At 65.9% G+C, this 26,025-nt stretch carries 26 protein-coding genes, 1 tRNA gene and 1 riboswitch; of the genes, 12 read left to right on the top strand and 15 right to left on the bottom strand.

The genetic code is table 11. The features are described from left to right. Positions 1-6: 6 nt before the first annotated feature. Together NY08_RS16400 and NY08_RS16395 are read left to right on the top strand one after the other, a co-directional pair. Positions 7-1,185 carry an alpha-hydroxy-acid oxidizing protein gene (locus tag NY08_RS16400; protein ID WP_045197530.1) on the top strand — a complete coding sequence of 393 codons (1,179 nt, stop codon included), beginning with the start codon at positions 7-9 and terminating at the stop codon, positions 1,183-1,185. Beyond that, a complete protein-coding gene (locus NY08_RS16395) occupies positions 1,185-2,480 on the top strand; it encodes an alpha-amylase family glycosyl hydrolase (protein WP_045197528.1) in 1,296 nt (431 codons plus the stop codon). Before NY08_RS16400 ends, NY08_RS16395 begins: the two co-directional genes overlap by 1 nt. On the opposite strand, the gene NY08_RS16390 is transcribed toward NY08_RS16395, so the two are convergent. Continuing rightward, positions 2,470-2,784: a hypothetical protein gene (locus NY08_RS16390; RefSeq protein ID WP_032396819.1), complete on the bottom strand. Its 315-nt coding sequence runs from the start codon at positions 2,782-2,784 to the stop codon at positions 2,470-2,472. The genes NY08_RS16395 and NY08_RS16390 overlap by 11 nt on opposite strands. Positions 2,785-2,889: 105 nt before the next feature. Continuing rightward, positions 2,890-2,982, top strand: a riboswitch (TPP riboswitch). A gap of 48 nt (positions 2,983-3,030) precedes the next feature. Here NY08_RS16390 and NY08_RS16385 point away from each other — a divergent pair. Further along, positions 3,031-3,792 (top strand): 3-oxoacyl-ACP reductase, encoded by a 762-nt coding sequence (locus NY08_RS16385; RefSeq protein ID WP_045197526.1) that lies wholly within the window; start codon positions 3,031-3,033, stop codon positions 3,790-3,792. A gap of 1 nt (position 3,793) precedes the next feature. Continuing rightward, the gene (locus NY08_RS16380; protein ID WP_045197525.1) at positions 3,794-5,062 is read left to right on the top strand and encodes an LLM class flavin-dependent oxidoreductase; all 1,269 of its coding nucleotides are present in this window, start codon (positions 3,794-3,796) and stop codon (positions 5,060-5,062) included. Positions 5,063-5,068: 6 nt separating this feature from the next. Here NY08_RS16380 and NY08_RS16375 read toward each other — a convergent pair whose 3' ends face one another. Then, entirely contained in the window at positions 5,069-5,656 is a 588-nt protein-coding gene (locus tag NY08_RS16375; protein ID WP_032396816.1) for a TetR/AcrR family transcriptional regulator, read from the bottom strand. Positions 5,657-5,745: 89 nt separating this feature from the next. On the opposite strand from NY08_RS16375, the gene NY08_RS16370 reads away from it, so the two are divergent. Beyond that, positions 5,746-6,681 carry a quinone oxidoreductase family protein gene (locus NY08_RS16370; protein ID WP_045197524.1) on the top strand — a complete coding sequence of 312 codons (936 nt, stop codon included), beginning with the start codon at positions 5,746-5,748 and terminating at the stop codon, positions 6,679-6,681. On the opposite strand, the gene NY08_RS16365 is transcribed toward NY08_RS16370, so the two are convergent. Genes NY08_RS16365 through NY08_RS16355 form a run of 3 tightly spaced genes read right to left on the bottom strand, consistent with a single transcriptional unit; the run spans position 6,657 to position 9,597 of the window. Then, a complete protein-coding gene (locus NY08_RS16365) occupies positions 6,657-7,580 on the bottom strand; it encodes an alpha/beta fold hydrolase (RefSeq protein WP_045197523.1) in 924 nt (307 codons plus the stop codon). The genes NY08_RS16370 and NY08_RS16365 overlap by 25 nt on opposite strands. Before the next feature lie 14 nt (positions 7,581-7,594). Beyond that, on the bottom strand, positions 7,595-8,701 hold the full coding sequence (locus NY08_RS16360) for a PDR/VanB family oxidoreductase (RefSeq protein WP_045197522.1): 1,107 nt from the start codon (positions 8,699-8,701) through the stop codon (positions 7,595-7,597). Then, complete coding sequence (locus NY08_RS16355; protein ID WP_032396813.1) at positions 8,698-9,597, bottom strand: metal-dependent hydrolase; 900 nt, start codon at positions 9,595-9,597, stop codon at positions 8,698-8,700. Before NY08_RS16355 ends, NY08_RS16360 begins: the two co-directional genes overlap by 4 nt. A gap of 114 nt (positions 9,598-9,711) precedes the next feature. Here NY08_RS16355 and NY08_RS16350 point away from each other — a divergent pair, with 114 nt between their 5' ends. Beyond that, positions 9,712-10,248 carry a hypothetical protein gene (locus NY08_RS16350; RefSeq protein ID WP_235386929.1) on the top strand — a complete coding sequence of 179 codons (537 nt, stop codon included), beginning with the start codon at positions 9,712-9,714 and terminating at the stop codon, positions 10,246-10,248. 48 nt (positions 10,249-10,296) lie between these two features. Here NY08_RS16350 and NY08_RS16345 read toward each other — a convergent pair whose 3' ends face one another. After that, positions 10,297-10,773, bottom strand: coding sequence for a 2-isopropylmalate synthase (locus tag NY08_RS16345; protein WP_045197521.1), 477 nt, complete (start codon positions 10,771-10,773; stop codon positions 10,297-10,299). 228 nt (positions 10,774-11,001) lie between these two features. Here NY08_RS16345 and NY08_RS16340 point away from each other — a divergent pair, with 228 nt between their 5' ends. Continuing rightward, positions 11,002-12,204 (top strand): ATP-binding protein, encoded by a 1,203-nt coding sequence (locus NY08_RS16340; RefSeq protein ID WP_045197519.1) that lies wholly within the window; start codon positions 11,002-11,004, stop codon positions 12,202-12,204. Positions 12,205-12,208: 4 nt separating this feature from the next. Here the strand turns inward: NY08_RS16340 and NY08_RS16335 are convergent, their stop codons facing one another. After that, positions 12,209-13,393: an alkane 1-monooxygenase gene (locus NY08_RS16335; RefSeq protein WP_032396810.1), complete on the bottom strand. Its 1,185-nt coding sequence runs from the start codon at positions 13,391-13,393 to the stop codon at positions 12,209-12,211. Positions 13,394-13,562: 169 nt separating this feature from the next. On the opposite strand from NY08_RS16335, the gene NY08_RS16330 reads away from it, so the two are divergent. Then, positions 13,563-14,417: an alpha/beta hydrolase gene (locus NY08_RS16330; protein ID WP_045197517.1), complete on the top strand. Its 855-nt coding sequence runs from the start codon at positions 13,563-13,565 to the stop codon at positions 14,415-14,417. A gap of 28 nt (positions 14,418-14,445) precedes the next feature. Continuing rightward, positions 14,446-15,291 carry a patatin-like phospholipase family protein gene (locus NY08_RS16325; protein WP_032396808.1) on the top strand — a complete coding sequence of 282 codons (846 nt, stop codon included), beginning with the start codon at positions 14,446-14,448 and terminating at the stop codon, positions 15,289-15,291. A 9-nt stretch (positions 15,292-15,300) separates the two neighbouring features. On the opposite strand, the gene NY08_RS16320 is transcribed toward NY08_RS16325, so the two are convergent. Further along, on the bottom strand, positions 15,301-16,209 hold the full coding sequence (locus tag NY08_RS16320) for an amidohydrolase family protein (RefSeq protein WP_045197515.1): 909 nt from the start codon (positions 16,207-16,209) through the stop codon (positions 15,301-15,303). Then, positions 16,196-16,882, bottom strand: a complete 687-nt coding sequence (locus NY08_RS16315; RefSeq protein WP_032397293.1) for a dienelactone hydrolase family protein — start codon at positions 16,880-16,882, stop codon at positions 16,196-16,198. The genes NY08_RS16320 and NY08_RS16315 overlap by 14 nt, the downstream gene beginning before the upstream one ends. 140 nt (positions 16,883-17,022) lie before the next feature. On the opposite strand from NY08_RS16315, the gene NY08_RS16310 reads away from it, so the two are divergent. Beyond that, positions 17,023-18,000 (top strand): NADPH:quinone oxidoreductase family protein, encoded by a 978-nt coding sequence (locus NY08_RS16310; protein ID WP_032396807.1) that lies wholly within the window; start codon positions 17,023-17,025, stop codon positions 17,998-18,000. Positions 18,001-18,020: 20 nt separating this feature from the next. Here NY08_RS16310 and NY08_RS16305 read toward each other — a convergent pair whose 3' ends face one another. Further along, entirely contained in the window at positions 18,021-19,376 is a 1,356-nt protein-coding gene (locus tag NY08_RS16305) for an ABC1 kinase family protein (protein ID WP_032396806.1), read from the bottom strand. Further along, positions 19,373-19,936, bottom strand: a complete 564-nt coding sequence (locus NY08_RS16300; RefSeq protein ID WP_176459200.1) for a TetR/AcrR family transcriptional regulator — start codon at positions 19,934-19,936, stop codon at positions 19,373-19,375. Before NY08_RS16300 ends, NY08_RS16305 begins: the two co-directional genes overlap by 4 nt. Before the next feature lie 104 nt (positions 19,937-20,040). Between NY08_RS16300 and NY08_RS16295 the strand changes: the two genes are divergently transcribed. Then, positions 20,041-20,658, top strand: a complete 618-nt coding sequence (locus NY08_RS16295; RefSeq protein ID WP_052683844.1) for a DUF998 domain-containing protein — start codon at positions 20,041-20,043, stop codon at positions 20,656-20,658. Here the strand turns inward: NY08_RS16295 and NY08_RS16290 are convergent. Then, positions 20,641-21,420: an enoyl-CoA hydratase/isomerase family protein gene (locus NY08_RS16290; RefSeq protein WP_045197513.1), complete on the bottom strand. Its 780-nt coding sequence runs from the start codon at positions 21,418-21,420 to the stop codon at positions 20,641-20,643. The genes NY08_RS16295 and NY08_RS16290 overlap by 18 nt on opposite strands. Before the next feature lie 77 nt (positions 21,421-21,497). Between NY08_RS16290 and NY08_RS16285 the strand changes: the two genes are divergently transcribed. Further along, positions 21,498-21,571, top strand: a tRNA-Met gene (locus NY08_RS16285). Between the two features lie 84 nt (positions 21,572-21,655). Here the strand turns inward: NY08_RS16285 and NY08_RS16280 are convergent. The 3 genes from NY08_RS16280 to NY08_RS16270 form a co-directional block, all read right to left on the bottom strand. Continuing rightward, positions 21,656-22,294, bottom strand: a complete 639-nt coding sequence (locus NY08_RS16280) for an LON peptidase substrate-binding domain-containing protein (protein ID WP_032396804.1) — start codon at positions 22,292-22,294, stop codon at positions 21,656-21,658. After that, a complete protein-coding gene (locus NY08_RS16275; RefSeq protein ID WP_045197511.1) occupies positions 22,291-23,205 on the bottom strand; it encodes an alpha/beta fold hydrolase in 915 nt (304 codons plus the stop codon). Before NY08_RS16275 ends, NY08_RS16280 begins: the two co-directional genes overlap by 4 nt. A 99-nt stretch (positions 23,206-23,304) precedes the next feature. Beyond that, positions 23,305-25,863 (bottom strand): alpha/beta fold hydrolase, encoded by a 2,559-nt coding sequence (locus NY08_RS16270; protein ID WP_045197510.1) that lies wholly within the window; start codon positions 25,861-25,863, stop codon positions 23,305-23,307. Positions 25,864-26,025: the final 162 nt, after the last annotated feature.

The raw sequence follows: 26,025 nt of genomic DNA, 5'->3' as shown, positions 1-26,025 counted from the left end.
CGAACGATGACCGAGGCCAGGCCCAGCAACTTCAGCGATCACCAACTCGGCATCTACGCCGCCGGGATGTTCGCGCAGCAGACACCGTCGATCACCACCAACCTGGCGCGGCTGGAGGATCAGGCTGCCGAGAAGCTCTCGCCCGAGGCTCTCGGCTACATCGTCGCCAGTGCGGGCAGTGGCTCGACGGCTCGTGCGAACCGGGCGGCGTTCGACAGGTGGGCCATCACGCCGCGGATGCTTCGGAGCTCAGCGGCCCGCAACCACGCGTGCACCGTGCTCGGCACCGACATGCCCGCTCCGTTGCTGATCGCACCGGTTGGGATCCAGACCCTCGCCCACCCCGACGGCGAGCTCGCCACCGTCCGCGCAGCTGCGGAACTCGGTGTGCCGTACATACATTCGACGCAGGCATCGCATTCGTTCGAGCAGGTCGCCGAGGCGGGTGGCGACGCTCCCCGCTGGTACCAGCTGTACTGGCCGACGGACGAATCGGTGCTGCTGAGCTTCCTGCAGCGCGCGAAGGACACCGGGTTCACCACACTGGTGCTGACGCTCGACACGACGTTGCTGGGCTGGCGGCCCGCCGATCTGGACCGCGGCTACCTTCCGTTCCTGGCCAACCTCGGCATCGAGAACTACCTGACCGATCCGGCGTTCCAGGCCGGCCTGGGGCAGCCGGTCGAGGAGAATCCTGTTGCAGCGGCAATGCATTGGGCGCAGATGTTCCCCAACCCCGGTCTCTCGTGGAAGAACCTGACGTTCCTGCGGGAGCACTGGAGCGGCCCGATCGTGCTCAAGGGGATCTGCACCGTGGGCGACGCCAGGGAGGCGGCCGCACACGGAGTCGACGGCATCGTCGTCTCCAATCACGGTGGTCGTCAGATCGACGGGGCCAGAGCATCTCTCGACGCGTTGCCGTCCATCGTCGACGCCGTGGGCGAGCAACTGACAGTGTTGTTCGACTCGGGCGTGCGCACCGGTGCCGACATGGCCAAAGCGCTGGCGCTCGGGGCCGATGCCGTTCTGCTCGGCCGTCCGTTCCTCTACGGCCTGGCACTCGGTGGGCAGGAGGGCGTGGCGCACGTATTGCGTTGTTTGCTGGCCGAATTCGATCTGGTGACGAGCCTCTCGGGTCACACCGGTGCGGGCGAACTGGGCCGCGACTCGATCATGGAGTCCTGATGGAGTGGACGAAGCACGCCATCTGGTGGCATCTGTACCCGCTCGGATTCACCGGAGCGCCGGTGCACGGCTGGGACGGTGAGTCCCAGTCGGAGCTGCACCGGCTGAACAGAATCGAGAAGTGGCTCGACTACGCACTCGAGCTCGGCGCGTCGGGCATCGCCCTCGGTCCGATCTTCGAGTCCGAGAAGCACGGCTACGACACCGTCGACTACTACCATGTCGACGGCAGGCTCGGCACCGACGAGGACATCGACTCGCTGATCGTCGCTGCGCATTCCCGCGGCCTGAAGATCATGTTCGACGGCGTCTTCAACCATGTGGCACAGAGCTTTCCGAAGTTCCATCAGGCCCTGGCCGAGGGACCGGACTCCGAGGCCGCAGGGTGGTTCCATCTGGATTGGTCCGGCGACGAGCCGACGCATCGCAACTTCGAGGGGCACGACGAGCTGGTTGCGCTGAACCACGAGAGCCCGCATGTGCAGCAGTACGTCGTGGATGTGCTCTCGCACTGGCTCGAACGCGGTGTCGACGCCTGGCGGCTCGACGCGGCCTATGCGGTGTCGCCGCGCTTCTGGGCGGCGGTACTGCCGAAGGTTCGCGAAAAGCATTCGGAGGCATACTTTCTGGGCGAGGTGATTCACGGTGACTACGACCGAATCGTCTCGGCGTCCACGCTGGATTCGGTCACCCAGTACGAGCTGTGGAAGGCGATCTGGAGCGGTCTGAGCGAGAGGAACTTCTTCGAGCTCTCGCACGCACTGGAGCGTCACAACGGGTGGCTCGACGCCTTCGTGCCCGCCACGTTCGTCGGAAATCACGACGTCAATCGCATCGCCAGCGTCATCGAGGACGAGCGACATCTGGTGCACGCGTTGGTGGTTCTGTTCACCGTGGGCGGTATGCCCATGGTCTACTACGGCGACGAGCAGGCCTTCCGCGGCATCAAGGAGGATCGCGTAGGCGGCGACGACGACGTGCGTCCGGAGTACCCCGAATCCCCGGACGATCTGGCCCCGTACGGCTGGCCCGTGTTCCGAATTCACCAGGAGCTGATCGGGTTACGACGCCGAAGCCCGTGGTTGTACTCCGCCCGCACCGAAACTCTCGAGCTCACCAACACTGCACTCGTTTACCGAGCTTCTGCGGACGGCGAGTCGATCACCGTGGCACTGAATGTCGGCGACGACGCGATCGACTATGCGGTCGAGGGCAGGGAGGTGCTGGCCGGGGAAGCGGGCCTGAACGACGGGCGGGTGAACGTTCCGCCGCACGGCTGGGCGGTCATCGGTTGAGGGCCCTGGCCGCTTTCGCGCGATCGAAGAACGCCAGCAGATGCGGCAGCTGTTCGTCGGTGACAGTGAACTTCATTCGGTCGCCCGAGTAGCCGATGCTGCCGTCGGATGTTCGCAGACCGAGGACGATCTTGGTGCCGTCCCGGGTCGGCTTCGCGTCCACGCCGAGCTGATCCACATGCCACCGACAGCGCCCGCCCGATGCGATCCTCACGGCGGCGTCGAACACCTCGACGGTGCGGTGGTCGAGAACGAAGATGACGTTCTCGTCGAGGCGATACTCCAGGTAGACGCGTTCGGCCATGGCGGCACAGTAACTTGTCATCGTCGTATTCGGGTATCTATCAACTGAGCTAGAGAGCCGTATCGAAGGCAATGCACCGTCCTGCCGAGACCGGTGGGTACAGTCGAGCGCGACACGGGGTGCCCCCAGGGGCTGAGAACACACCCGTCGAACCTGATCTGGTTAGGACCAGCGAAGGGAATGTCGTGACGTTCGGTATTCCTGTCCCCTCGTGACGGTCCCGACCTCGAACGAGAGGCGAGGCGCATGAAATTCGACGAGCAGACAGTGTTGATAACCGGCGGTGGACGCGGACTGGGAGCAGCGATCGCCGCGGCGTTCGCCGGTCAGGGTGCACGTGTGGTGATCGATTACCGCAACAGCAAAGATGCTGCCGAGGCGCTGGCAGCTCGTCTCGGCGAGAACGCGATCGCAGTGCAGGGTGACGTCACCGACGAGTCGGACGTCGCCGCGCTGTTCGGCACTGCACGTGAGCACTTCGGCACCCCGATCACCACCGTCGTCAACAATGCTCTGGCCGATTTCTCCTTCGACGGCGATGCCCGCCCCAAGGCCGACACCATCACCTGGGAGCGTTTCGACGCGCAACTGCGCGGCAGCGTCCGCGCGGCGTTGCTCACCACCCAGGCTGCGCTGCCGGGTATGCGCGAGGCCGGGTTCGGCCGAATCGTCAACGTGGGCACCAACTTGTTCCAGAATCCCGTGGTGCCGTACCACGACTACACGGCGTCCAAGGCGGCGCTGCTCTCGCTGACGCGAACGTTGTCCGCGGACCTGGGCGCGGACAACATCACCGTCAATATGGTCTCGGGTGGACTGCTGCGCACCACCGACGCCAGCGCGGCCACTCCGGCCGAGGTGTTCGACTTCATCGCTGCGTCGACTCCGCTGCAACGCGTCACCACCCCCGAGGAATTCGCCGACGCACTGCTGTTCTTCGCCTCGCCGTGGGCGCGGTCGGTCACCGGTCAGAACCTCGTCGTCGACGGCGGCCTGGTCAAGGACTGACATGCACCTCAACGCTTTTCTTTACGGTTGCGGGCACCACAGTGCGGCGTGGCGGCACCCCGATTCGCGGGTGGAGGACCTGGGCGACATCTCGTACTACGAGGAACTCGCGCAGCTCGCCGAACGGGGAAAGTTCGACGCCGTGTTCTTCGCCGACGGACATTCGGTTCGCGATCCTGCCGGGGCCGGTACCTGGTTGCTCGAGCCGATCACCGCGCTGTCGGCCATGGCCAGGGCCACCACGCGCATCGGGCTCGTCACCACGGTGTCGTCGACGTTCTACACCCCGTTCCATGCTGCACGCATGCTGGCGTCGCTCGATCACATCAGCGGCGGCCGGGCCGGTTGGAACGTGGTCACCTCCATGTTCGACGCCGAGGCCCGCAATCACGGAATGGACGTCATTCCGGCTCGTGAGGAGCGCTACGCGCGCGCCGAGGAATTCGTCGACACGGCTCTGGCGCTGTGGGATTCGTGGGATGCCGACGCGTTGACACTCGATCGGAGCGGCAACTACGCCGATCCGGCCAAGGTGCACTCGATCGACCACGACGGCAAGCACTTTCGCGTCGACGGTCCGTTGACGGTACCGCGGTCTCCGCAGGGTCGTCCGGTCCTGTTTCAGGCCGGAGCGTCGGGACCGGGCCGCGAACTGGCGGCCAAGTATGCCGAGGCGATCTACGCCGTCGCCTACGATCTCGTGGCAGCGCAACGCTATTACGAGGACGTGAAGACGCGAATCCGCCATGCGGGTCGCGACAGCGCGACGGTGGGGATCATGCCAGGTCTGGTGACCTATATCGGCTCGACCATGGACGAAGCCCGCCGCAAGAAAGCCGAACTGGATCTGCTGCTCCCCACCGAGCAGTCGTTGGCGATGCTGTCGACATTCACCGGGCAGGACTGCGCTGCTTGGGAACTCGATGCTCCGGTACCGACTCTGCCACCGGCAGCGGAGTTCACCGGACCGCAGGGGCGCTACGAGACCATCCTCCGAATCATCGAGAAGGACGCTCCCACGGTCCGAGAGTTGCTCGGTACCCTCGCGGCGGGTGGTGGACACGCCACGATGATCGGTACACCGGAGTCGGTCGCCGACGAGATGCAGTCGTGGATCGGTCGCGGTGCCGACGGGTTCAACCTGATGTGCCCTCGCTACCCGGACTCGCTCGTCGACTTCGTCGATCAGGTGGTCCCTATATTGCAGCAGCGCAGTCTCTTTCGATCGGAGTACACCGGGTCGACGCTGCGTGGGAATCTGGCTCACTGAGTGGATTCACCGAGCGGCCGGACCGAAGACGCCCCGATCGACGAACGCCACCAGAGCGTCGAGTCCTTGCTCGGGCGAGCCCTGCCACAGCCGGGCGAAGTTCTCCGCCGCACCGCCGATCAGCATCGCGGTGGTGGCCGGGGATGCCGGTAGCTCGACGCCCGCCTTCTCGAAATTCGCGAGGCGGTTCACCCACGGCTCGAACTGGACCTGCGTGAATCGGTGCACTCGCTCGGCGAAGTCCGCATTGACGAGTGCGGCGTCGCGGAGGGCATCGATCACCACACGGTGTCGAGTCATCAACTGCCAGAACACCTCCACGTGTGGCCGCATCGTGGGGCGGTCGCGGGCCGTCGGATCCTGAGTGGCGACGATGATGTCGGCATCCACACCGATTTGCTCGGCCAACGCCAGCAGTAGTTCGTCCTTGCCGGAGTAATGGTTGTAGAACGACCCCGCTGCGCGGCCGGCTTGCCGGGTGATGTCGACGATCTTGGTGTTGAGGTAACCGGACCGGGCGAACACGACGCGGGCGGCGTTCTCCAGCTCGATGCGCGTCTGTTCGGCCTGCTGCGCCCGGCTCGTGGCCGCCATCGTCACACCCTCCCTGTTGACACCTCTGCCGTCACGATACTCACTGAATATTGATTCAGTGAATATCGATTCGCTTCACAGGGGGACGGATGAAAGCCGCAGTTCTGACCGAATTCGGAGTGCCCACGTACGCAGACCATGGCAACCCGGAACCGGCACCCGGCATGGCGGTGGTCGACGTGGCGGCGGCAACTCTCAATGCCGTCGATATCGTCATCGCCGCGGGCACCCACTACCTCAGCCCGCAGTCACTGCCGACCGTGATCGGTATCGAAGGCACGGGCACCACACAGGACGGTCGCCGTGTGTACTTCTGCCCACCGGTCGCGCCCTACGGTTCGATGGCCCAGCAGGCGTTGGTGCCGGCGGCGTCGCTCGTGGAACTACCCGACGGGCTCGACTTCTCGACCGCCGCAACGCTCGGCAACGCCGGACTGGCAGCCCTGATGCCGCTCACCCACGGTGGCCGGATGAAGGACGGGGAGAACGTGGTGATCCTCGGTGGCACCGGGGTCGTCGGACGATTGGCAGTGCAGGCCGCCACGCTGCTCGGGGCCGGATCGATCACGGTCGTCGGACGCGACGAGGGCGCGCTCGACGCCACCCGCGAGCTCGGTGCCACAGCGACGGTCGCCATCGGCGACAAGAGCGTCGACGAACTGTCTTCCGCCATTCGGCACGCATCCTCCGGCGCGGACGTCGTGGTCGACTACACCTGGGGCACAGTCGCTCTGGCCGCACTGCGCGCAGGAAATCGGCTCGTTCGTCTGGTTCAGGTCGGCGACCGAGCCGGTGCGGAGGTCACCCTTCCAGCGCAGCTCCTTCGATCGCTCGGGGCGACCGTCGTCGGGTTCATGCCGCTGCACTACGGTCCCGAGGCCACGGCGCAGGCCTACCGAACCCTGACCGACTGGGCCGTGGCCGGCAAGATCACCGTGGAGTACGAGAACGTCCCGCTGGCCGAGGTGGCGAGCGCGTGGAAGCGAGCCCCACTCACCCGTCACAAACTGATATTGGTCCCCTGACCGGCTCGAGTGTCCAACGAGTCGATGAATTCTCGCGTCAACCTCGCGATGTCGTCGGCATGGGAGATCGGCGACCAGTGTCCGGCCGGAATGTCGTTGCGGGTCAGGTCTTTCACCCACTTGCCGGTGTCGTCGTAGTGATACGGCCGCACGGCGACGTCCTCGGTGTTGACGATGAGGTGGACCGGGATGTCGATGTGTCGGTCGCGTGGATTGCCCAGAATGGGAAGGATGTTCGCGCGGTACAGATTGGTGCCGTTGGTGGCGTCGGACCACAGCGTGGGGTTCTGGGTGACGAGGGAGGGATCGACGCCCGAGAACTCTTCGAGAAACGCGGGCCATCCCTTGGCGAACTGCCGTTTGATCCGCAGCTTGGCGAGGAGGGGGATGTGGAAGGTGACGGTGTACCACGACGCGCGTACCTGGGCGAGCACCTGCTTGATACCGGTGAGAGTGGGTGTGCGCAATCGCGACTGCGACCACTTGCCGAGGTGATCGAGGTTCGGGCCGGAAATGGATGTGTACGAGCGGATTCGGTCCTTCGCACGCGGCTGAGCGGCGGCTTCCCATACCTCCACGGCACCCCAGTCGTGGGCGAGCACGTGCACCGGGGCGCCGGGGCTGACGGCGTCGGCGACAGCGTAGAAATCCGAGGCCAGACGCGCCAGCTTGTAGGCGGACTGCTCGGTGGGAACCGTGCTCTCGCCTGCTCCGCGGGAGTCGTAGCTGATCACCCGGAAGCGGTCCTCCAGCTGGGGGACGATGTGGCTCCACAGCTCGTGGGTATCGGGCCACCCGTGGACGAGGACGATGGGATCACCCTCGGGGTTGCCGCTCTCGAACACCGCCAGGCTGATCCCCTCGTTGACGACCGTCGTCCGAACTGCGTTGCTGCTCAACAGTGTTTTCCGTTCTATAGATCGAGTACGAGACGCCCGCTGCGTGCCCGGGAGACGCAGATGAGCATGTGATCACGTTGTTCTTCGGGAGTGAGCCGAGATTCGAGATGTTCGGGCTCACCCGACAGCACCCGAACCTTGCAGGTACCGCAGAAGCCCTGCTGGCACGAGTATGCGATGTTCGGTTTCTGTTCCTTGACCGCGGTCAGTACCGACGCGTCGGCCGCGACGTCGAGCACGGCACCGGTGCTGATCAGCTGCACCTCGAACGGAGTGCCGTCGAGAATGGGCGGCGGGCCGAAACGCTCGAAATGCAGTGCCGTGGCCGGGCACTGGCGAAAATCGCGGCGCACGGCGTCGAGCATGGGGGTCGGGCCGCAGCAGTAGACGGCACCTCCTGCGGGTGCACGCTGGAGTAGTTCGCCCTCGGTGGGGTAACCGTAGACGTCGTCGGTGCGCACGAACACGCGGTCCGACTCCCAGCTCTCGATCTCGTCGAGGAACGGCATCGTGTCGCGAGATCGACCGCAGTACACGAACTGCCAGTCCATGCCGAGAATCCGTGCCGCTCGGACCATCGCGATGATGGGAGTGATGCCGATGCCACCTGCGACGAACAGGGCATTGCCCTCACCGACGAACGGGAATCCGTTGCGGGGACCGCGGACGGTCACCTCGGTGCCCGGCTCGAGCCCGTGCATCTCGATGGATCCACCTGCACCGGTGGGGATTCGACGCACCGCGATTCGGTACGAGCTGCGATCGGCCGGGTTGCCGCACAACGAATACTGGCGGCGGCGGCCGGAGGGCAGGTGCAGATCGAGATGGCAGCCCGGATGCCAGATCGGCAGCTGATCCCCCGTCGGCGAGGCGAGCGTGATGGCCGCGACATCGTTGTCCTCGGCGACGATCTCGCGTTCGGTGACGACCAACGTCAACGCGGAATCGGGATTGTGGCCGGCGACGGCCTCGTCGTACTCCCCACCGGCAGCCGCACGCATGTATCCGTTGAGAAACGTGCCGAGAAGCTGCATCGACCGATCGGGATGTGCCCGTCCGCGCAGATCGGGTGGCGCATCCTTGGGAAGCAGCCGCGGGACGCGACGCGAGGTGAGCTTCACCTCGCCGCAGCCTGCGCGGCCGGCGAGGACGCGAGGTATCGGACGGCCTGCGCGGTCGAGCCCTCCTGGCTGGGGTGGTACGACTTCCTGAGGTAGCGCGACATGCTGCGACCGACGTGCGTCAACGCGGGCAGGGTGCCGCGTCTGACCGACTTCCGCCACAGAGCCGACCGAGGCTTGCGCACGGATCTCGGGGCGGACTGCAGCTCCGGGTCGTTCTTCATCAGGAAGATGATCCCGCGCATCCAGATGTACGCCATCAACGGCACGACCAGCACGAAGGTTCGGAGGCGACGGACCTCGCGCTTGTCGAAGTATCGGAGCGTGTCGTAGGCGACCGAGCGGTGCTCGACTTCTTCGGCACCGTGCCAGCGCAGCAGATCGAGCATGGTGGGGTGGATGCCCGCGCGGTCGAGACCGTCCGCGTTGAGCACCCAGTCGCCGAGGAACGCCGTCACGTGTTCGATGGCTGCGATCAGGGCCAAGCGCTCGACCAGGTTGTTCTTCGCCCGCAGGCTCGTCACCGAATCGGCTCCGAGTACCTTGCCGAAGGTCCACTCCATCTGATCGGTGAACGGCTTGGGGTCGAGCCCCTTGGCCTCGAGGTGAACGAGTACGCCGGTGTGGGCCTCGGCGTGCACGGCCTCCTGGCCGATGAAGCCGATGACGTCGTCACGCAGCTTCTCGTCGTCGATGTACGGCAGGGCCTCTTTGAACGTGTCGACGAACCAGTGCTCACCGGCAGGCAGCAACAGGTGCAGGACGTTGAGGACGTGCGTGGTGTACGGGTCACCCGGCACCCAGTGCATCGGCAGATCGGTCCAGTCGAACTTCACGTTCCTGGCCTGCAGCATCACTTCGCCGGGATCCGAGGCGACGGTGTTCCGTTCGTTCATCGAGCCACTTCCTCCACATCCGCATGTGTGGCCGATGCCACAGTGCGCGCTTTAGTATAAACACCAGTTACAGGTAAAAGGAACCGTGTCGGAGTCGAGTGAGAGACTGCTGTGATGACCGACTCCTCCCCCGTGTCGATTCCCCCTGCCCCGGCGTCGGCTCCCCCGAGTCGCGTCCCCATCGCCTGGCCTGCCGAATGGCCCGTCGAGGTCCGAAGAATCGCCGATGCCACGAACGATGCCCTCGCCGCCGTTGCGGCGCGGGATCCGATCGCGTTCGACGACGCCGTCGAACTACTGGGCCGCTCGGACTCGACGCAGGCCGGGCACGTGCATGCCGAAATGGTACGCACGTTGCTCGAAGAGGTACATAGCGATGGATTGACCGGCGAGAACGTCCAGGAGGTACTGGGCCGGACCGTGCGCGGCGCGGACTGGCTGCCGAACCTGGACATCGCCGGGTTCGTCGAGGTGCTCACCGGAGCCTTGGGCGTCGCCGACGTCGAACAGCAATCACGTACGAAGCCCAGGCCTGCGCACGCATTGTTGGTGGTCGCGGACCTACTCGCGGTGCGTCGCGGTCGCGCCGAGACCTACCTGCGCCGTGCACTGGCCGAAGTCCACCGAGCCGAGACGATAGAGATGCCCTAGCGAGATCTTCCCCTGTCTTGCACGAGCGCTAGACAGGGGAAGAAAGCGCTACCGATGCAGGATGTTCGCCCCGGCGAGGATGGCCCTGATCGACGACAGGTCGGCGTCGGCAGCCATGCCCATCGACCATTCGCGACGACCGTCGTGCTCGGCGAGGATGAAGGTTGCCGTCTCGTCGCCGATGATCTGCTGGTGGAACGAGAGGATCTCGATCCGGAATCCGGCGTCGTGGAGCATCGATGTCAACGCCTCGATCGGACCGTATGTCGTTGCAGCACAGGCGATGATCGTGTCGCCGATGCCGAAGGTGGCGTCGAACTCGATCTTGCAACCGGTGGATTTCGTCCCGGTCCACGATCCGAGCCGAAGAGGCCCGGTGGTGGGCGAGAAGCGGTCGGTGAAGGCCGTCCACGTCATGGAGTGCCAGGTGGACTCGGCGATCTGGTCCCGCATCGTGCGCGGCAGAGAGCAGCCGAAACGGCCGTGGAAAGGATCTGTGGCGAAAGAAGAAGCAAGTGCATTCATGGGAGTGGTCTTCCGGATGTGAAGGGAGGACCGAGGTAGCACGACGACCCGCAGCGAGGGGTCGGTCCGAATCAGACCCCGCTACGGCGGCGTACTACGAGAATGCGCTTCACAGCGACGAACTTAGCCGCGACCTGGACTGGCGCGCAAGTATCGAGCGAATACAGATCTCTAGGACACGAGCTAGATGTCCGCATATATTGCACGATTCGTTGTAACTTTGGCCCCATGGACCCCGTGCGTAACCCTTACGCTCCCGGCGCCGGCCAGCGCCCACCCGAGCTCGCAGGCCGAAAGAAGCAGCTCGACGCCTTCGACGTCGTGCTCGAACGCATCACCCGCGGCCGACCCGAACGCAGCGTCGTACTCATCGGGCTGCGAGGCGTCGGGAAGACGGTGTTGCTCAATCAACTCCGCTCCGCCGCGATCGCCCGCGGATGGGGCACCGGCAAGATCGAGGCTCGCCCCGACCAGGAATTGCGTCGACCGCTGTCGTCGGCGCTGCACATGGCGGTCCGTGGGATTGCGGCCTCGCACCGCGATCCCGAACGCGTCGACGAGTTCCTCGGCGTGCTCAAGGCCTTCGCACTGCGCGCCACCGCGGACAAGGGCATGCGAGAACGCTGGCAACCCGGCATCGACGTCCCGGCCAAGACCGGCCGCGCCGACTCCGGCGACATCGAGATCGACCTCGTGGAACTTCTGCTCGACGCCTCCGCGCTGGCCGGCGACGTGGGCGTGGGCATCGCCATCTTCATCGACGAGATGCAGGATCTGGGACCCGCCGATATCTCCGCGCTGTGTGCTGCCTGCCACGAGCTCAGCCAGGACACCGCGCCGCTGATCATCGTCGGGGCCGGGCTGCCACACTTGCCCGCGGTGCTCTCGGCGTCCAAGAGCTACTCCGAGCGCCTGTTCAGTTACCACCGGATCGGCCGACTCGAACGAGCGGCGGCCGATCTGGCCCTGATCGCCCCGGCCGACCGGGAGGACGTCGAATTCACTCCGGACGCTTTGGATGCGCTGTACGCGGCCGCCGACGGCTACCCGTACTTCGTCCAGGCGTACGGCAAGGCGACGTGGGACCTCGCGGCCGACAGCCCGATCACCGTCGAGGACGTGCGCGTCGCCGCCCCGACGGCGGAGGAGGAACTGGCCGTCGGATTCTTCGGTTCTCGCTACGAACGGGCAACGCCGGCCGAGCGCGAATACATGCGTGCGATGGCCGAACTGTCGGTGGACGACGGCTCGGTACCGACCTCGGCCGTGGCGACCGAGCTGGGGCGCAAGCCGGCGTCACTGTCGCCTGCGCGGGACGGACTGATCAAGAAGGGCCTGATCTACTCGGCCGAACGAGGAACCATCGCGTTCACGGTGCCGCACTTCGGCCGTTACCTGCGCGCGCAGACCGACGAACCTGCTGCGGTGTGAGCTGTCAGTGCGCCTCGGCTCGCTCGACACACAGCTGCTCGAGCTTCCGCACTGCCCTCGCGTCGGAACGATCGACGTTGACGAGGTCAGCGTCACCGTCGTAGAAGTCGACCAGACGCTGATCCATCACCGTGCGCCAGAGCGGCGGAACCAGCGCGCAGAAGATCATCACCGCGTAGCCGGCCGGTAGCTGCGGGGATTCGTCGACGGTGCGCAACGACTGGTATCGGCGCACCGGATTCGCATGATGGTCGCTGTGCCGTTGCAGGTGGTAGAGGAACAGGTTGCTCCACAGGTGGTCACTGTTCCAGCTGTCCCGGTGGGTCGGCTTTCCGTAGCGGCCGCTCGGCCGTTTCTGTCGCAGCAATCCGTAGTGCTCGAGGTAGTTCGCTGCCTCGTACAGCACGATGGCGATTGCGGCCTGAATCAGCAGGTACGGAACGATCACGGTGCCGAAGACGGCGATCAGTACGGCGAACAGCGCGACGCTCATCGCCCCGGCGTTGAAAAGATTGTTCCGGTACGACCACCGTGACAGGCCCTGCCGGGCGAGGCGTCGGGATTCCAGCGTCCAGGCCGAGCGCAGGCCGTGGACGATGGTGCGCGGCAGAAACTTCCAGAACGACTCGCCGAACTTCGCCGATGCCGGGTCCTCCGGGGTCGCTACACGCAGATGGTGTCCGTGGTTGTGTTCGACGTAGAAGTGGCCGTACAAGGTCTGCGCCAACGTCACCTTCGAGAGCCAACGTTCGAGGCGCGCCCGCTTGTGACCCAGTTCGTGCGCGGCGTTGATGCCCACTCCACCGACGATTCCGACGGTGATCGCGAGGCCGATTCGCTCGGGAACTCCCAACGGCCCGTGCGCCCACAGATAACAGGCCGCGACGAGCCCCGCGTACTGCAGCGGCAGGAACAGGTAGACGCACCAGCGGTAGTACGGATCGTTCTCCAGCGCGGCGATCGCCTCGTCCGGGGGATTGCTGCGATCCACTCCGGCGAACCTGTCCACCAGCGGTAGGGCGACACCCATGATCATCAGACCGAGGGTCCAGAACGCCCCGGGGCCGAGGAGAGATACCAGCCCCCAGGCCAGGAACGGGCTCAGAGGAATGATCAACCCCAGCGGCCACAGATAGCGTTTGGGGTCGCGCCACCGCGGCGACGTGCTCGTGGCGGACTCGTCACGCATTCTTGATTCTTCACTCCTGGTCGGTGCCGTGCCCCCGGGGTGCGAGGACTGATCGGTAGTGGCGTGTCACAACTACATCGCCCGTTCCACGATGATAGTTACCCAAGCAAAAATCTGTGGGTTCGCCGATGAGCCGTCGAAGGCCCCGCCGCCCTTGTACGGTGACCGAATGAAGCATGTCGAGTCGTCGTTCGTCGGCGTTCACGGAACCCGAATCGTCTACGACGTCTGGACACCGGAGACCACGTCGACCGGGATCGTGGTGCTGGCTCACGGCCTGGCCGAGCACGCCGGCCGGTACCGGCACGTCATCGAACGACTCGGCTCCCTCGGGCTCGTCGTCTATGCACCCGACCACCGCGGCCACGGACGATCCGGCGGCAAACGGGTGTCGCTGGAGAAGTGGTCCGACTTCACCGACGACCTGCACACACTGTTCGGCATCGCCGCCGCCGAGCATCCGAATCAGCGCACCTTCCTGCTCGGCCACAGCATGGGTGGCGCCATCGCACTGTCGTACGCCCTCGACCACCAAGACGACCTCGACGGCCTGATGCTGTCCGGGCCCGCGGTAGCCCCCAGTGTCGGTCAGCCGAAAGCCCTGGTGGCCGTGGGTAAGGTCCTCGGACGTTTCCTACCGGCAGTTCCCGTGCTGAAGCTCGACCCCGCTCTCGTCTCCCGCGATCGCGACGTCGTCGATGCCTATGTCGCCGATCCGCTGGGCTACCACGGCGCGGTTTCGGCCGGCCTGGCCGCAGCCATGCTGGGCGTCGGTGAGACCTTCCCGACGCGACTGCCTGCGCTGAGGATTCCCGTGCTGCTGCAGCACGGAACTGCAGACCGATTGGCCGATGTCTCGGGCAGTGAACTGATCGCCGAGCGCGCCGGATCCGACGACCTCACCCTGAAGAAGTACGACGGACTGTTCCACGAAGTGTTCAACGAACCGGAGAAGGAGCGCGTACTCGACGACCTCATCGCTTGGCTACGTCCCCGTGTACACACCGGCGCTGTAAGTTCCTGACGGATCTTTCGAAGAAGGGGGTACGACCATGACCAGGCGAGCACTCGTATTGGGCGGCGGCGGAGTCGCAGGTATTGCGTGGCAGACGGGTGTCCTACTGGGATTGGCCGAATCGGGAGCAGACGTCAGCGACGCCGAGATGCTGCTGGGGACCTCGGCGGGGTCCTCGGTCGCAGCCCAGATCTCGAGCGGAGCCACGTTGGCCGAGCTGTTCGAGCGTCAGGCGGACGAGGCCAAGCAGGACCACGAACCGCATGCCGAGGCGACGATCGACGAGCTGGTCGCCATGCTGGCTCGGGCGGCCCAGAACTCGGACGGCAGTGCGATCGACACGCGTCGGCGTATCGGCACCGAAGCTCTGGCGGCCTCGACGATCTCCGAGCGCGAGCGCAGGGCGATCATCGAACGCCGGCTGCCGTCGCACACGTGGCCCAATCGCGATCTACGGATCGTCACCGTCGATGCCGTGACCGGTCGGCATCGGGTACTCGATCGTGGCTCGGGCGTCCAGCTGATCGACGCCGTGGCGGCGAGCTGCGCTATCCCGGGAATGTGGCCGCCGGTGACCATAGGCGATCACCGCTATGTCGACGGCGGTATCCGGGCGAGCGAGAACGCCGATCTGGCAGTCGGTTTCGAGAAGGTGCTGGTGTTCAGGGTCGGTGCCCTCGATCTGGAGCACGACCCCTTCGACGTCGAACGAGAGCGGCTGATCAAGGGTGGCTCGAAGGTGGAGGTCGTTGCCCCCGACGCCGATTCGTCGGCCGCCATCGGCCCCGATGCCACCGACATCGCGGTTCGATCGGCTGCAGCCGTGGCCGGACGAGCACAGGGCAATGCCATCGCAGAACGCATCGCCGAGTTCTGGGTCTAGAGGACCCCTCTAGCCGAACAGTGCAGCGCCGTTTCCCCAACATACCGAACGCACCCAGTCGTCACCGAGATCGAGTCGGCTCACGGCCTGCAGCGCATGCAGATACGGGTACGGGATGTTGGGGAAGTCGCTGCCGAACAGAATGCGATCCTGCAGTTCGAGCAGTCGCGGCCGCTCGTGTTCGGGGAACGGCGCGCCCGCCTCGGAGAAGTCGGTGAACGCCATCGTGGTGTCCAGCCGCACGTTCCGGTAGCGATCGGCCAGATCGAGGAAGTCGCTGTACTCCGGCATGCCCATGTGCGCGATGATCAGCGGAAGCGTCGGGAACCGCTGCAGCAGTGCGGCAATGGGTTCCGGTCCGGTATGGGTGCCCGGTGCCGGGCCCGAACCGCAGTGGATCACCACGGGCACCTGCGCATCCGAGATGGCACCCCAGACGCCGTCGAGCAAGGGGTCGTTCGGTGAGTAGTTGCCGACCTGGATGTGCGACTTAAAGATTCGAGCACCGTTCGTCAACGCCTGCTCGACGTACTCGGTGGCCCCGTCCTCGGGATAGAAGGTGGCGGTCTGCAGGCAGTCGGGGGTCCGGGCCGCGAAGTCGGCACCCCACGAGTTGAGCCAGGCCGCCATCGACGGCTTGTGAGGGTAGATCATCGACGTGAACCGCCGTACTCCGAACCCCCGAATGACCTCCAGCCGTTGTTCTTCGGCGAACCGGTAGGAGATGGGCCAGACACTGCCGGTCAGTGGGCCGGCACTGTCGAAATAGCTCCACACCTTGTCCATCACGTTCTTCGGCATGAAGTGCGTGTGGACGTCGAAGAGGCCGGGCAGGGACAGCTCGGTCCAGAAGGCGACGATCCGTTCGGTCTCGTCGAGAAGTTCGGCGTCGGAGCGTGGCGGCTCAGCGTGCGACATGGGCGTCGAACCACGCGAGAGTCTTGCCCCAGGCATCGGCGGCGGCGTCGGCGTCGAACACGGCAGGGCGGTCGTCGCAGTGGAATCCGTGCTTGCCATGGGCGTAGCGAGTGATCTCGGTGGCCACCGGTGCCGTCGCGGTGATCTCACGCAGCGTCTCCACATCCTGGAACGGGATGCCCTCGTCCAGATCCCCGAAGAACCCGTGCCACGGCGTCTGGAGTGCGTCGCCCACCGAGGTCATCGCGGGATAGCCGAAGCGGCCCTGCGTGATTCCGCCGCCGTAGAATGTCGCGGCCGCACCGAGGGGGCGTCGAACAGCGGTCTGGAACGCCACACTGCCACCCATGCAGAAGCCGACGATCGCGATGGACGAGGGCTCGAAGCCGAGTTCGGCCAGTGCGGTCGCCGCTGCGTCCACGTCGGCGTCCACCTCGTCCGCCTCGAGTTCTCCGATGGCCGCCATGGCCGAATCCATGTCCGAGTAGTCGAGCACGGTGACGCCGTCCTGCCGGTGGAACAGGTGCGGGGCGACCGCGACCCACCCTGCGGCCGCGACGCGATTGCAGACGTCGACGATGTGGTCGGTTACCCCGAAGGCCTCCTGGATGACGATGACGCCGCCGCGGGCATCACCATCGGGCCGAACGACGGTCAGGGGAGTGGTGTTCATCCCTCGATTGGAGCACAGCAGGAGTGAAGCCTGCGGAACGACCCATTCGGCCAGCACGTAGTACATGCCGGTAGCGTCGGTCGGACTCGCTGTTTTGTACGGTGGCGTGCAGGGAACGATCCCGACCGAGAGGACGACTCATGCGTGCGGTACAGATCTCCAGCCTCGACGGACCCGATTCGGTGACCGTGGTCGACGTCGACGAGCCTGCCGCGCGCGACGGATCGGTGGTCATCGAGGTTCATGCCGCCGGCGTCGCCTTTCCCGACGCGTTGCTCACCCGCGGGCTCTACCAGTACAAGCCCGAGTTGCCGTTCGTCCCCGGCAGCGAGATCGCCGGCATCGTTCGGTCGGCACCGCCGGAGTCCGGCTTCTCGGCCGGGGATCGCGTCGCGGCGCTGACGGGACTGAGCGACGGTATGGCGGAGGTCGCCGTGGTCTCACCCGACACGGTCTTCGCGCTACCCGAGTCGGTGTCCCTGTCCGCGGGGGCAGGATTGTTGTTCAACGACCTGACGGTGCACTTCGCGCTTCGTGAACGCGGCCGTCTGGCTGCGGGCGAGACGGTCCTGGTGCACGGCGCAGCAGGGGGCATCGGAACCTCCGCACTGCGAATGGCTCCGGTACTCGGGGCATCTCGCGTCATCGCCGTCGTGAGCTCGCAGGCCAAGGCCGACATCGCCCGTTCCGCCGGAGCCACCGACGTGGTGCTCGTCGACGGGTGGAAGGACGCGGTCAAGGAACTGACCGGCGGCCGTGGCGTCGACGTCGTGGTGGACCCGGTCGGCGGTGACCGGTTCACCGACAGCATTCGCTCGCTCGCGCCGTCGGGCCGAATCCTGGTGCTGGGCTTCACCGGTGGCGAGATCCCCACGGTCAAGGTCAACCGATTGCTGCTCAACAACGTCGACGTCGTCGGAGTCGGTTGGGGTGCATGGTGGATGACGCGCCCGGGCTACCTCGCCACGCAGTGGGCCGAGATCGAACCGCTGCTCGCCGATGGATCGCTCAGCGCACCCGAGCCGTCGGTGTTCCCGGCCGCCGACGCTGCCGCCGCTATCGCGTCACTGGAGAACCGCACTGCCGCAGGCAAAGTGGTGCTCGACTTCACGCGCTGAGTTGCGGTCGGGCTGCCGGTTCACTCCGGCAGCTCGACGCCTCTTGCCTCGGCCAGGGCTGCGATCTCGGCAGGGAAGACGTTCTTGAACACGAACGGATCGGTTCCCAGAGCCCAGTCGGGCGCGAGTTCGATTGCGTACCGCTCGAAGTAGCCGAGCTGCTTGGCCACCAGGATCAACTCCTCCGGGCTCGACGTCTTGTACTGCTTGCCCATGCCAACGAGCGCTCGAATGAAGTCCGCCAGGCTGAAGTGCGCGAGGGTTGCCGAGAGCATCGGAGCGAAGACCGACTGTAGGATCGCGCCGACTTCGGCGTCCGAACCCATCTGGGGGGCAACGATTCCCAGCCGTTTGACAGTGCCGGCGAGCCGGGTGAAGTCGCCGTCGATCACGGTGGCGTGGAACAGGTCGAGCAGTAGCGCGCGCCACTGCTCGTCCACCTCGCCCATGACTCCGAAGTCGAGGAACGCCACCCTGCCGTCGTCCAGAACCCAGACGTTGCCCGCATGCACATCGCCGTGGAACAGGCCGTGCAGCACAAGGGCTTCCATCCAGACCTTGGCTGCGCGACGAACGATGAGCTCGGACTGATCCCCCGGCTCGTAGCGGTCGAGCGGGGAACCGTGCATGCGCTCCATGCAGATGACACGGCCACCGCAGTAGTCGAGGAAAACCTCGGGAGCGGTGACGTGCTCGTTGTCGCCGAACGCGCCGATTGCCGCGCGAAAGCTGTCCTGACGCTTGGCTTCCACGGCGCTGTCGAGTTCGGCGAACGTGGCAGCGTGCAGGTCGACGATGATGGCCGACGCGTTGGCCGTGGCGAAGAACGGAATGAACTTCTCGAGTCCGCGGGCGATGAGGTACGCGATACGCAGGTCGATCTTCATTCGGTGGTAGATGCCTCGTCGTTGCACCTTCATGACCACTTCACGGCCGTTGTCGCGGCGCACACACAGATGCACCTGAGCGACCGAGGCGGACGAGAGCGGCACGTCGTCGAACGAGGAGAACAGCTCGTCGATTCCGCGGCCCAGATCGGCCTCGATCACGGCGCGCGCCTGTGCCCCGGGGAACGGTGGCACCTCGTCGAGGCAGCGCAGACAGGTGTCGGCGAGGACCTTGGGAAACAGCCCCGGTGAGGACCCCATCAACTGCCCGACCTTGACGAAGGTGGGACCGAGAACGAAGAAGGCGTCGACGACGGCCTCCGAGGCGTGCAGCGGCCACCCGCGCCGCGGCGCGCGCACCCAGCGGCCGATCGCGACGAATTGGAAGTACGCCAACACCGAGCCGATGACGATGAGCCGCAACAGTTCTCGTACCCCGAACTTCCTCAGCTCGGGTGCCGGCTTCGGTGTCAGGGGCTCGGGCGTCATGCGTTCACCCCAGCAGGAACCCGCGCCGCCGAGGCTTCCAGGCGCGCCAGCAGTCGATCGAACCGGGTGGCGTCGTCGGAGGCGCGCGAGAGCACCAACGCGCCCTGTATTCCGGCCACGATCTCCTCGGCCAGTTCGGCGGCCGAGTCGCCGTGTCCCAGACGGCTCAGTACCGGAGTGAGTGCGTCGATCCAGTGGGTGAAATGCGTTGCGACGCGGCCCGAGAACACGGCACGGTCGAGACCGAGTGTGAACGCTCCGAACAGGCACACCAGTCGATTGGACCGGAAGTATCGGGCGGTCTGCTCGAACATCTCGTGGGTGGTCGACGCGGCATCGGTGCCGTGTCGCAACGGCTCGAACACGTTGTGGTGGAACCACAGTTCGACGTCGTCGAGGACGGCCTCGGCCATCTCCTGCTTTCCCCGCGGAAAGTAGTGGTAGAGGCTGCCTTTCCCCAGGCCGGTCCGTTTGCTGATGACCGCGAGGGACGATCCGTCGAATCCGTGGTCGCGGAACACCCCTGCGAGTATCGGCACCACGTTGTGGCGATCGCTCATGAGCCGGTACTGTACCAATCGGTACACGCCAGGTGTATCGGGGCTCCGGGAGTGGAGCCTGCGAAATGACCCATCGGGGTCGAGCCGAGATGGGTCGAACAGCTGTGAAGAGAACGACCGTCCTGGCCGCTGGTGCGTTCCTCGTCGGCGGGGTGACCTATCTGGCCGCCGAGGCCGTCGCCGCGCTGGGGTGGACCGATCGGCCGTACAGCTACGCCCGCAACAACATCAGCGACCTCGGTATCCCGGACATCTCGCCGCTGCACGCGGTGATGAACACCGGCTTCGTCGTCGACGGCACGTTGTTCGTCCTGGCGGGGCTGGGACTGGCGGTTCTCTTCGAGGGCCGCGCGCGGTGGATCGTGGCCGGCACCTCCGTTGTGCACGGTGTCGGCAGCATCGTCGTCGGGCTCGCTCACGCCTCCGTCGACGGGGCCTCGACGCCCCATGCGGTGGGTGCGGGCATGGCGATCGTCGGCGGCAATCTGGTACTGCTGGCGGCGGGCCGATACGGCGGCCGCGTCGGCGCGCCGCGTTGGTACACCGTGAGCAGTGCAACCGCAGGAGTGGCAGGCCTGGTGGGGCTGGCCCTGTTCCTCGCCGACACCGGAATCCTCGGCGGCGGAACATTCGAGCGCATTTCGGTCTACACCATCATCGGATGGGAGATCGTCACCGGCGCAACGATTCTGGCCAAGCGCCGCCTATCCGAAGTCGGGTGACTCCTTGGCGAGGAACGCGCGCACACCCTCCCTGCCGTCCGCCGACTCGAACGCCTCCTCGAACACCGGCAACGCCCGTCGCGCCGGTAGGCCGGGGGACTCTCCGAACGTGAGCGCGAGGGCCTGCTTGTTCGCCCGAACAGCAGAGCGGGATTTTCGCGCCAGCGCCTGCGCCAAGTCCAGGGCCATCGACAAGGACTGTCCACGCGGAGCGACACGATTGATCAGGCCCCACTCCAGAGCAGTCTCGGCCGATACGGGCTCGCCGAGCAACACCAGCTCGGCGGCGCGGGCCTGACCCACCCGACGCAGCGCACGCATGGAGCCGCCGCTGCTGGGGATCACACCGAGGTCGATCTCCGGGAGTCCGAGTCGAGCTCCCGCGTCGGCGACGACGAGGTCGCAGCACAGCGCCAGCTCGAGACCGCCGCCCAACGCGAATCCGCCGATTGCCGCGACGGTGGGCAGCGGCAGATCGTCGAGCAATTCCAGGGTGGCGTTCTCGAGATTGCTCTTGCGGGCCAGCACGTCACCGTCGTTCTGCATCTCGGGCATCTCGGTGATGTCCGAACCGGCGCTGAACACCCGGTCGCCGGTGAGAACGACCGCCCGAACCGCGGCACTGTCGGCCAACTCTCGAAGGACGGCGCGCAGTCGACGCGTCGCCGGTCGGGTCAGCGCGTTCACCGGCGGGTTGCTCAAGGTGATCTGGGCGACCGCCGCGTGCGGAAAGGTCAGGACAGGAGAAGGCTCGGTGGGCATACCTGAACCGTAGAGCGTGCGGCTGACCAGGCGATTGGGAGACTGCCGAGATGGCATGTAGCGTGGTGAACACCCGACGCGGGGTGGAGCAGCTCGGTAGCTCGCTGGGCTCATAACCCAGAGGTCGCAGGTTCAAATCCTGTCCCCGCTACTACGCGAGTCAGGCCCGACATCGATGATGTCGGGCCTGACTCGTCTGTGTTGTCCTCGTCTGTGGTGCCGCGGGGTTCGTCGATCAGGGCTGCAGTCTGAACTGCACGACAGCGGTCACATTCTCGATGGCGTCGTCGAGAGCGGTCATGCGTGCTCGGGCGTCCGGCGCAGACAGGATGTCCAGTCGATCGGATTGCCCCATCGGAATCAGTGCTGCCAGCGACCAGATTTTCTCGGCGGCCGAGATGGGCAGGCCCAGGAAGTCCGGAACACCGGGTGTGACAACGCTTTCCGCCGATTCGAGTCGACCGATCAGCTCGTAGAGATCTTCGACCCGCGCCCAGGTGGCGTCGAATTCGGTGTCGGCGATCACCGCGTCGGTGTCCTCGTCCGGCCACGCTCGGACGTCGGCCAGTGGGTACGGATCGTCCGGCAGCCAGGCGTCGATCCTGATCCGTTCACCGCCGACGCACTCGAGCAGATATCGGCCGTTGCCGATGGACTCGTGCCCGATGATGTGTGCGGTCGTCGCCACGTCGTGCCGTACGTCGCCGCCGCCGGCCTCGTGCCCACGCGCGATGAGCACCACACCGAAGCTCGGATCTTCTTGCTTCAGGCAGTCGTGCACCAGAGCCTGGTAGCGCGGCTCGAAGATGTGCAGTGGCAGACGTTCGCCGGGGAGCAGCACGCTGCCGAGCGGGAACATCGGGGTCACGCTCACGGGTGCTGCAACGGAACAGCCGCCGGGGCGATCGCCTCGGCTGCGCTCTTCTCGGTCCGGTTGGAGTCCAGGAATTCGTCGAGCAGTCGGAAGAAGAAGTCCGGCTCGTCGAGCTGGGGAAAGTGGCCGGCGTCGGGAAAGATCTCGACGCGACTGTTCGGGACCTCGCGTCGAATGTTGTCGGCGTGCTTGGCTGGAATCATCCGGTCCTTGCCGCCCCAGACGAGCAGCGACGGAATCGACTCGAACTTCTCGAAATGTTGCTTGGCGCTGACGGTCTGACCACGCGGGCCCACCACGGCACGCGTCGATGCCAGAAATGCGCCGCGGGTGGAGCGGTCGGCCACGGACCGGAACGACCGCCAGGTCTCGGCCATGCTGGGACCCGGCTTGACCGGCAGACCCCATCTGCCCAGCTGCGCAAGCGCGCCCTCGGTGTTCTTGCGGAACCAGTCCGATGCGAGCAGTGGCAGTACCAGCTCACTGCCGGGCAGCGTCGCGGCCTTGAGGAGCAGGCTCACTTCCGGGCCGAGGCCGCCGCTGCTGACCAGCGCCAGCCGATCGACCCGCTCGGGGAAGAGGTACGTCAGCTGCATGACGATGCCGCCGCCGAGCGAGTGACCGACCATCGGGGCCGAGTCGATGTTCAGGTGATCCATGAGGTCGCGAATGGTGGCCGAGTGCGAACTCAGCGAGTAGTCGCCGGTGGGCTTGTCGGATTCACCGTGGCCGAACAGGTCGGGCGCGACGACCCGATACTTCTGCGACAGACGCTCGAGCTGCGTGCCCCAGGACTGATGCGATCCGAGCAGGCCGTGCACCAGAATCACGGGAGGGCCGTCGCCCATGTCCACGTATCGCAGGACGTCCTTGTGTAGTTCTACCGACTGCAATTCGTACGATGAACTCATGGTCGACCTCCTCGTCGTGTGATTCCCGGGTCCTCGCGTGGCTCGGCGAGCCGCTGGCACAAACGTACAAGCTGAGCCGACACTGCGACAGACCCTCGGTCAGCGCGCGAGCCCCGCCTCGTCGAAGGTGTTCGCGATCGTCTCGGCCAAGTGTTCGGCCATCGGTTCGCGCAACATGTCGACGTGATCTCCGGGGATGTCGACGAAGCTCAGCTCACCACGGCCGACCGCCTGCCACGACCTGAGATCCTTCACGTTCTCCGCTGTGCGAACCACGGTCATCGAACCCGACCACGGTGTCGGCACGTGCTTGTTCAACGCCACGTACCCGATGCTTGCGAAGACCAACCATTCCATTGTCGTCGGGTACCGCAGCAGCCCGGCGAACTGCATCCGCACCCAGAGGGCGGCGGTGCCGATGCGACCGAGGTGAAAGCCTGCTTCTTCTCGCGTACGAGCAGGCGGCGCAGCCGGAACCTCGGTACCACCGGGCAACCTGTCCAGCAGATGCCGGAACAGCCGCGTGTCGAGAAGCAGCAGGTGCGGGGAGCCGAGGCCGGAGTCTCGGATCTCCTCCGCCATCGCGATGGCGATCCAGCCGCCGAGCGAGTGACCGACCAGATGGAACGGGCCCTCGGGTTGGACCGTCCGAACAGCGTCGACGTAGCGCTTCGCGGTTCGCCGAATCGTTCGGTCCGGGCGTCCGCGCTTGCCTCGGCCGTGCGCCTGCAGCGCATACACCGGGCGGTCATCGTCGATGTGCTTGACGAGGTTGAGAAAGGCCATCGCACCGACGCCTGCACCGCCGATCAGGAAGATCGGTGCCTTGCTGCCCTCGGTGCGCAGCGGCACGAGGACATCGTGTTCGCCGGTTGTGCGCCGACGCGCAGTCGCTGCTTCCTCCAGGCGAGCATCGACTGTCAAGGCCAATGCTCGAACGGTGGTCGCCGTGAACACGTCCTCCGGCGTCAGATCGATCTTCAGGCTCTCACGAAGGTGAGCCAGCATCGCCGTTGTGGTCAGCGAGTTGCCGCCCAGCGCCAGGAAATCCTCGTCCCGGCCGATGGTGTCCAGCCCGATCGCGGTGCGCGCGGCCTCGGCCACGATGTACTCGGTCGGGCCGACCGCCGTGCGCTCGACGCGTCGATCGGCGGGCTCGGGCAGTGCACTTCGGTCGAGCTTGCCGCGCTCGTTTCGCGGCATCGCGTCGAGCGCGACGATGTGGGTGGGGACCATCCATTCCGGCAGCGTCCGGCGCAGCGACGCTCGAATCTCGCCCACGGAGGGTCGCCGACCGGAACGAGCCGAGCACACGTAGGCGACCAGGTCGGTGTCGGTGCCGGAGGTCCGACCGATCACCGCTGCGTCGCCGATCTCCGGCATGGCGCGCAGTGCTGCCTCGACCTCGGCCGGCTCCACCAGGTATCCGCGCACCTTGATCGCGTCGTCGATGCGTCCGGCCAGGTGCAGCGTCCCGTGGTCGTCGAGTCGGCCCAGATCGCCGGTGCGATACCGGAACAGACCGTCGCCGAGGGCGGTGAATCGTTGGGAGTCCAGACCGGCGCCGCCGAGGTAGCCGTCGGCCAGGCAGCTCGCCGTCACCCGTACTTCGCCGATCACGTCCGGTGCACACGTGGAACCGTCGGAGGTCACGACTTCGACGAGCTTGCCCGTGATGGGCCTGCCTGCAGGCAGAAAGCCCGACGGCAGCGCTCGTTCGGGCGGGTATTCGCTGTACGCGACGGCACCGGCTTCGGTGGTCGCGTACCAGTTGACCACCGTGGCGCGGCTGTCGAATCGCCGCCGAAAGCCGTCGGCATCGTCGGAGTGCAGGGATTCCCCGTACGTGACGACCACCCGCAGCGTGGACACGGCCCCGCGCCCGATGGGTCCGTGATCGGCTCCGGAGACTGCGCGCAGCAGCGACGACGAGCAGTGCAGCGTGGTCAGGGAATGCGAGGCTGCCCACTCGACGGTGCTGCTGGGGACACCGGACCTGGGGTCGCGACAGTACACGGCGGCACCGCTGAGCAAGCCCGCGAACAGGGTGTTCAAGCCGGCACCGAAGCTGACCGGAAGGGAGTTTCCGACGCGGTCGTGTGGGCTCAGTGCCAACGCGGTGGCGACCTCGTATGCCTTGGTCAGACACATGCGGTGACTGAGGATCACACCCTTGGCGGTGCCGGTGGATCCCGACGTGTAGTTGATCACCGCAGTGTGGTCGCCCGACAGCGTCGGCAGTGGAACACAGGAGTCGATGGCTGCGGCGACGGTGGCGGGGTCCAACGCTGTCGCGCCGGCCTGGTCGATGATCGTGGCGCGGCGCTCGGCGGGAAGCATGGGGTCCAGTGGAACCAGGGGATGGCCCGCTGCGACGACGGCGAGCATCAGCTCGATCGAATGCGTCGTCGCGTCGGTCTCCACGGCGAGCGGCCGAGAATCGGTGGGAAAGAGCGTGGCGATCTTCCGTGCCGAGGAGTAGGCGCGATGCAGGAGCTCGTCGAAGGTGAGCGAGGTGCCGTCCACGTCGAGTGCGGTGGCGTGCGGCAGAGCGTGGGCCACCTCGCGGTAGCGGGCCATCAGGGTGTCACGACGTTCCGGCCGACACAGCGGGGCCAGCGACAGTCGGGTCGGCGCATCGATGTCCTGAATAGACATGATTCTCCTTGCACGAGCCCGAGCCGTGATTGCGAAGTCGGTTTGATACCTCTAAACCGGCTTCGAGACTGTTTTACCGCTCCAAAGGTAGACGTGAACAGCCTTTTTACGCAAGCGGAAAACCGGACATTCCGCAACAATCGGGTGACGTTGCGGAATGTC

The organism is Rhodococcus sp. B7740, from assembly GCF_000954115.1.
Lineage (GTDB): Bacteria > Actinomycetota > Actinomycetes > Mycobacteriales > Mycobacteriaceae > Rhodococcoides.
The sequence above is the reverse complement of the archived record's forward strand: the minus strand, read 5'-3'. Positions and strand labels throughout refer to the sequence as shown.

Excerpts from the sequence above, each read along its gene's own strand:
- NY08_RS16335 (WP_032396810.1), bottom strand. The coding sequence starts at position 13,393 with ATGCGTGACGAGTCCGCCACGAGCACGTCGCCGCGGTGGCGCGACCCC.
- NY08_RS16395 (WP_045197528.1), top strand. The coding sequence starts at position 1,185 with ATGGAGTGGACGAAGCACGCCATCTGGTGGCATCTGTACCCGCTCGGA.
- NY08_RS16350 (WP_235386929.1), top strand. The coding sequence starts at position 9,712 with ATGACCGACTCCTCCCCCGTGTCGATTCCCCCTGCCCCGGCGTCGGCT.
- NY08_RS16325 (WP_032396808.1), top strand. The coding sequence starts at position 14,446 with ATGACCAGGCGAGCACTCGTATTGGGCGGCGGCGGAGTCGCAGGTATT.
- NY08_RS16310 (WP_032396807.1), top strand. The coding sequence starts at position 17,023 with ATGCGTGCGGTACAGATCTCCAGCCTCGACGGACCCGATTCGGTGACC.
- NY08_RS16315 (WP_032397293.1), bottom strand. The coding sequence starts at position 16,882 with ATGAACACCACTCCCCTGACCGTCGTTCGGCCCGATGGTGATGCCCGC.
- NY08_RS16270 (WP_045197510.1), bottom strand. The coding sequence starts at position 25,863 with ATGTCTATTCAGGACATCGATGCGCCGACCCGACTGTCGCTGGCCCCG.
- NY08_RS16290 (WP_045197513.1), bottom strand. The coding sequence starts at position 21,420 with ATGCCCACCGAGCCTTCTCCTGTCCTGACCTTTCCGCACGCGGCGGTC.
- NY08_RS16390 (WP_032396819.1), bottom strand. The coding sequence starts at position 2,784 with ATGGCCGAACGCGTCTACCTGGAGTATCGCCTCGACGAGAACGTCATC.
- NY08_RS16345 (WP_045197521.1), bottom strand. The coding sequence starts at position 10,773 with ATGAATGCACTTGCTTCTTCTTTCGCCACAGATCCTTTCCACGGCCGT.
- NY08_RS16355 (WP_032396813.1), bottom strand. The coding sequence starts at position 9,597 with ATGAACGAACGGAACACCGTCGCCTCGGATCCCGGCGAAGTGATGCTG.
- NY08_RS16275 (WP_045197511.1), bottom strand. The coding sequence starts at position 23,205 with ATGAGTTCATCGTACGAATTGCAGTCGGTAGAACTACACAAGGACGTC.
- NY08_RS16305 (WP_032396806.1), bottom strand. The coding sequence starts at position 19,376 with ATGACGCCCGAGCCCCTGACACCGAAGCCGGCACCCGAGCTGAGGAAG.
- NY08_RS16300 (WP_176459200.1), bottom strand. The coding sequence starts at position 19,936 with ATGAGCGATCGCCACAACGTGGTGCCGATACTCGCAGGGGTGTTCCGC.
- NY08_RS16375 (WP_032396816.1), bottom strand. The coding sequence starts at position 5,656 with ATGGCGGCCACGAGCCGGGCGCAGCAGGCCGAACAGACGCGCATCGAG.
- NY08_RS16400 (WP_045197530.1), top strand. The coding sequence starts at position 7 with ATGACCGAGGCCAGGCCCAGCAACTTCAGCGATCACCAACTCGGCATC.
- NY08_RS16340 (WP_045197519.1), top strand. The coding sequence starts at position 11,002 with ATGGACCCCGTGCGTAACCCTTACGCTCCCGGCGCCGGCCAGCGCCCA.
- NY08_RS16380 (WP_045197525.1), top strand. The coding sequence starts at position 3,794 with ATGCACCTCAACGCTTTTCTTTACGGTTGCGGGCACCACAGTGCGGCG.
- NY08_RS16330 (WP_045197517.1), top strand. The coding sequence starts at position 13,563 with ATGAAGCATGTCGAGTCGTCGTTCGTCGGCGTTCACGGAACCCGAATC.
- NY08_RS16320 (WP_045197515.1), bottom strand. The coding sequence starts at position 16,209 with ATGTCGCACGCTGAGCCGCCACGCTCCGACGCCGAACTTCTCGACGAG.
- NY08_RS16370 (WP_045197524.1), top strand. The coding sequence starts at position 5,746 with ATGAAAGCCGCAGTTCTGACCGAATTCGGAGTGCCCACGTACGCAGAC.
- NY08_RS16385 (WP_045197526.1), top strand. The coding sequence starts at position 3,031 with ATGAAATTCGACGAGCAGACAGTGTTGATAACCGGCGGTGGACGCGGA.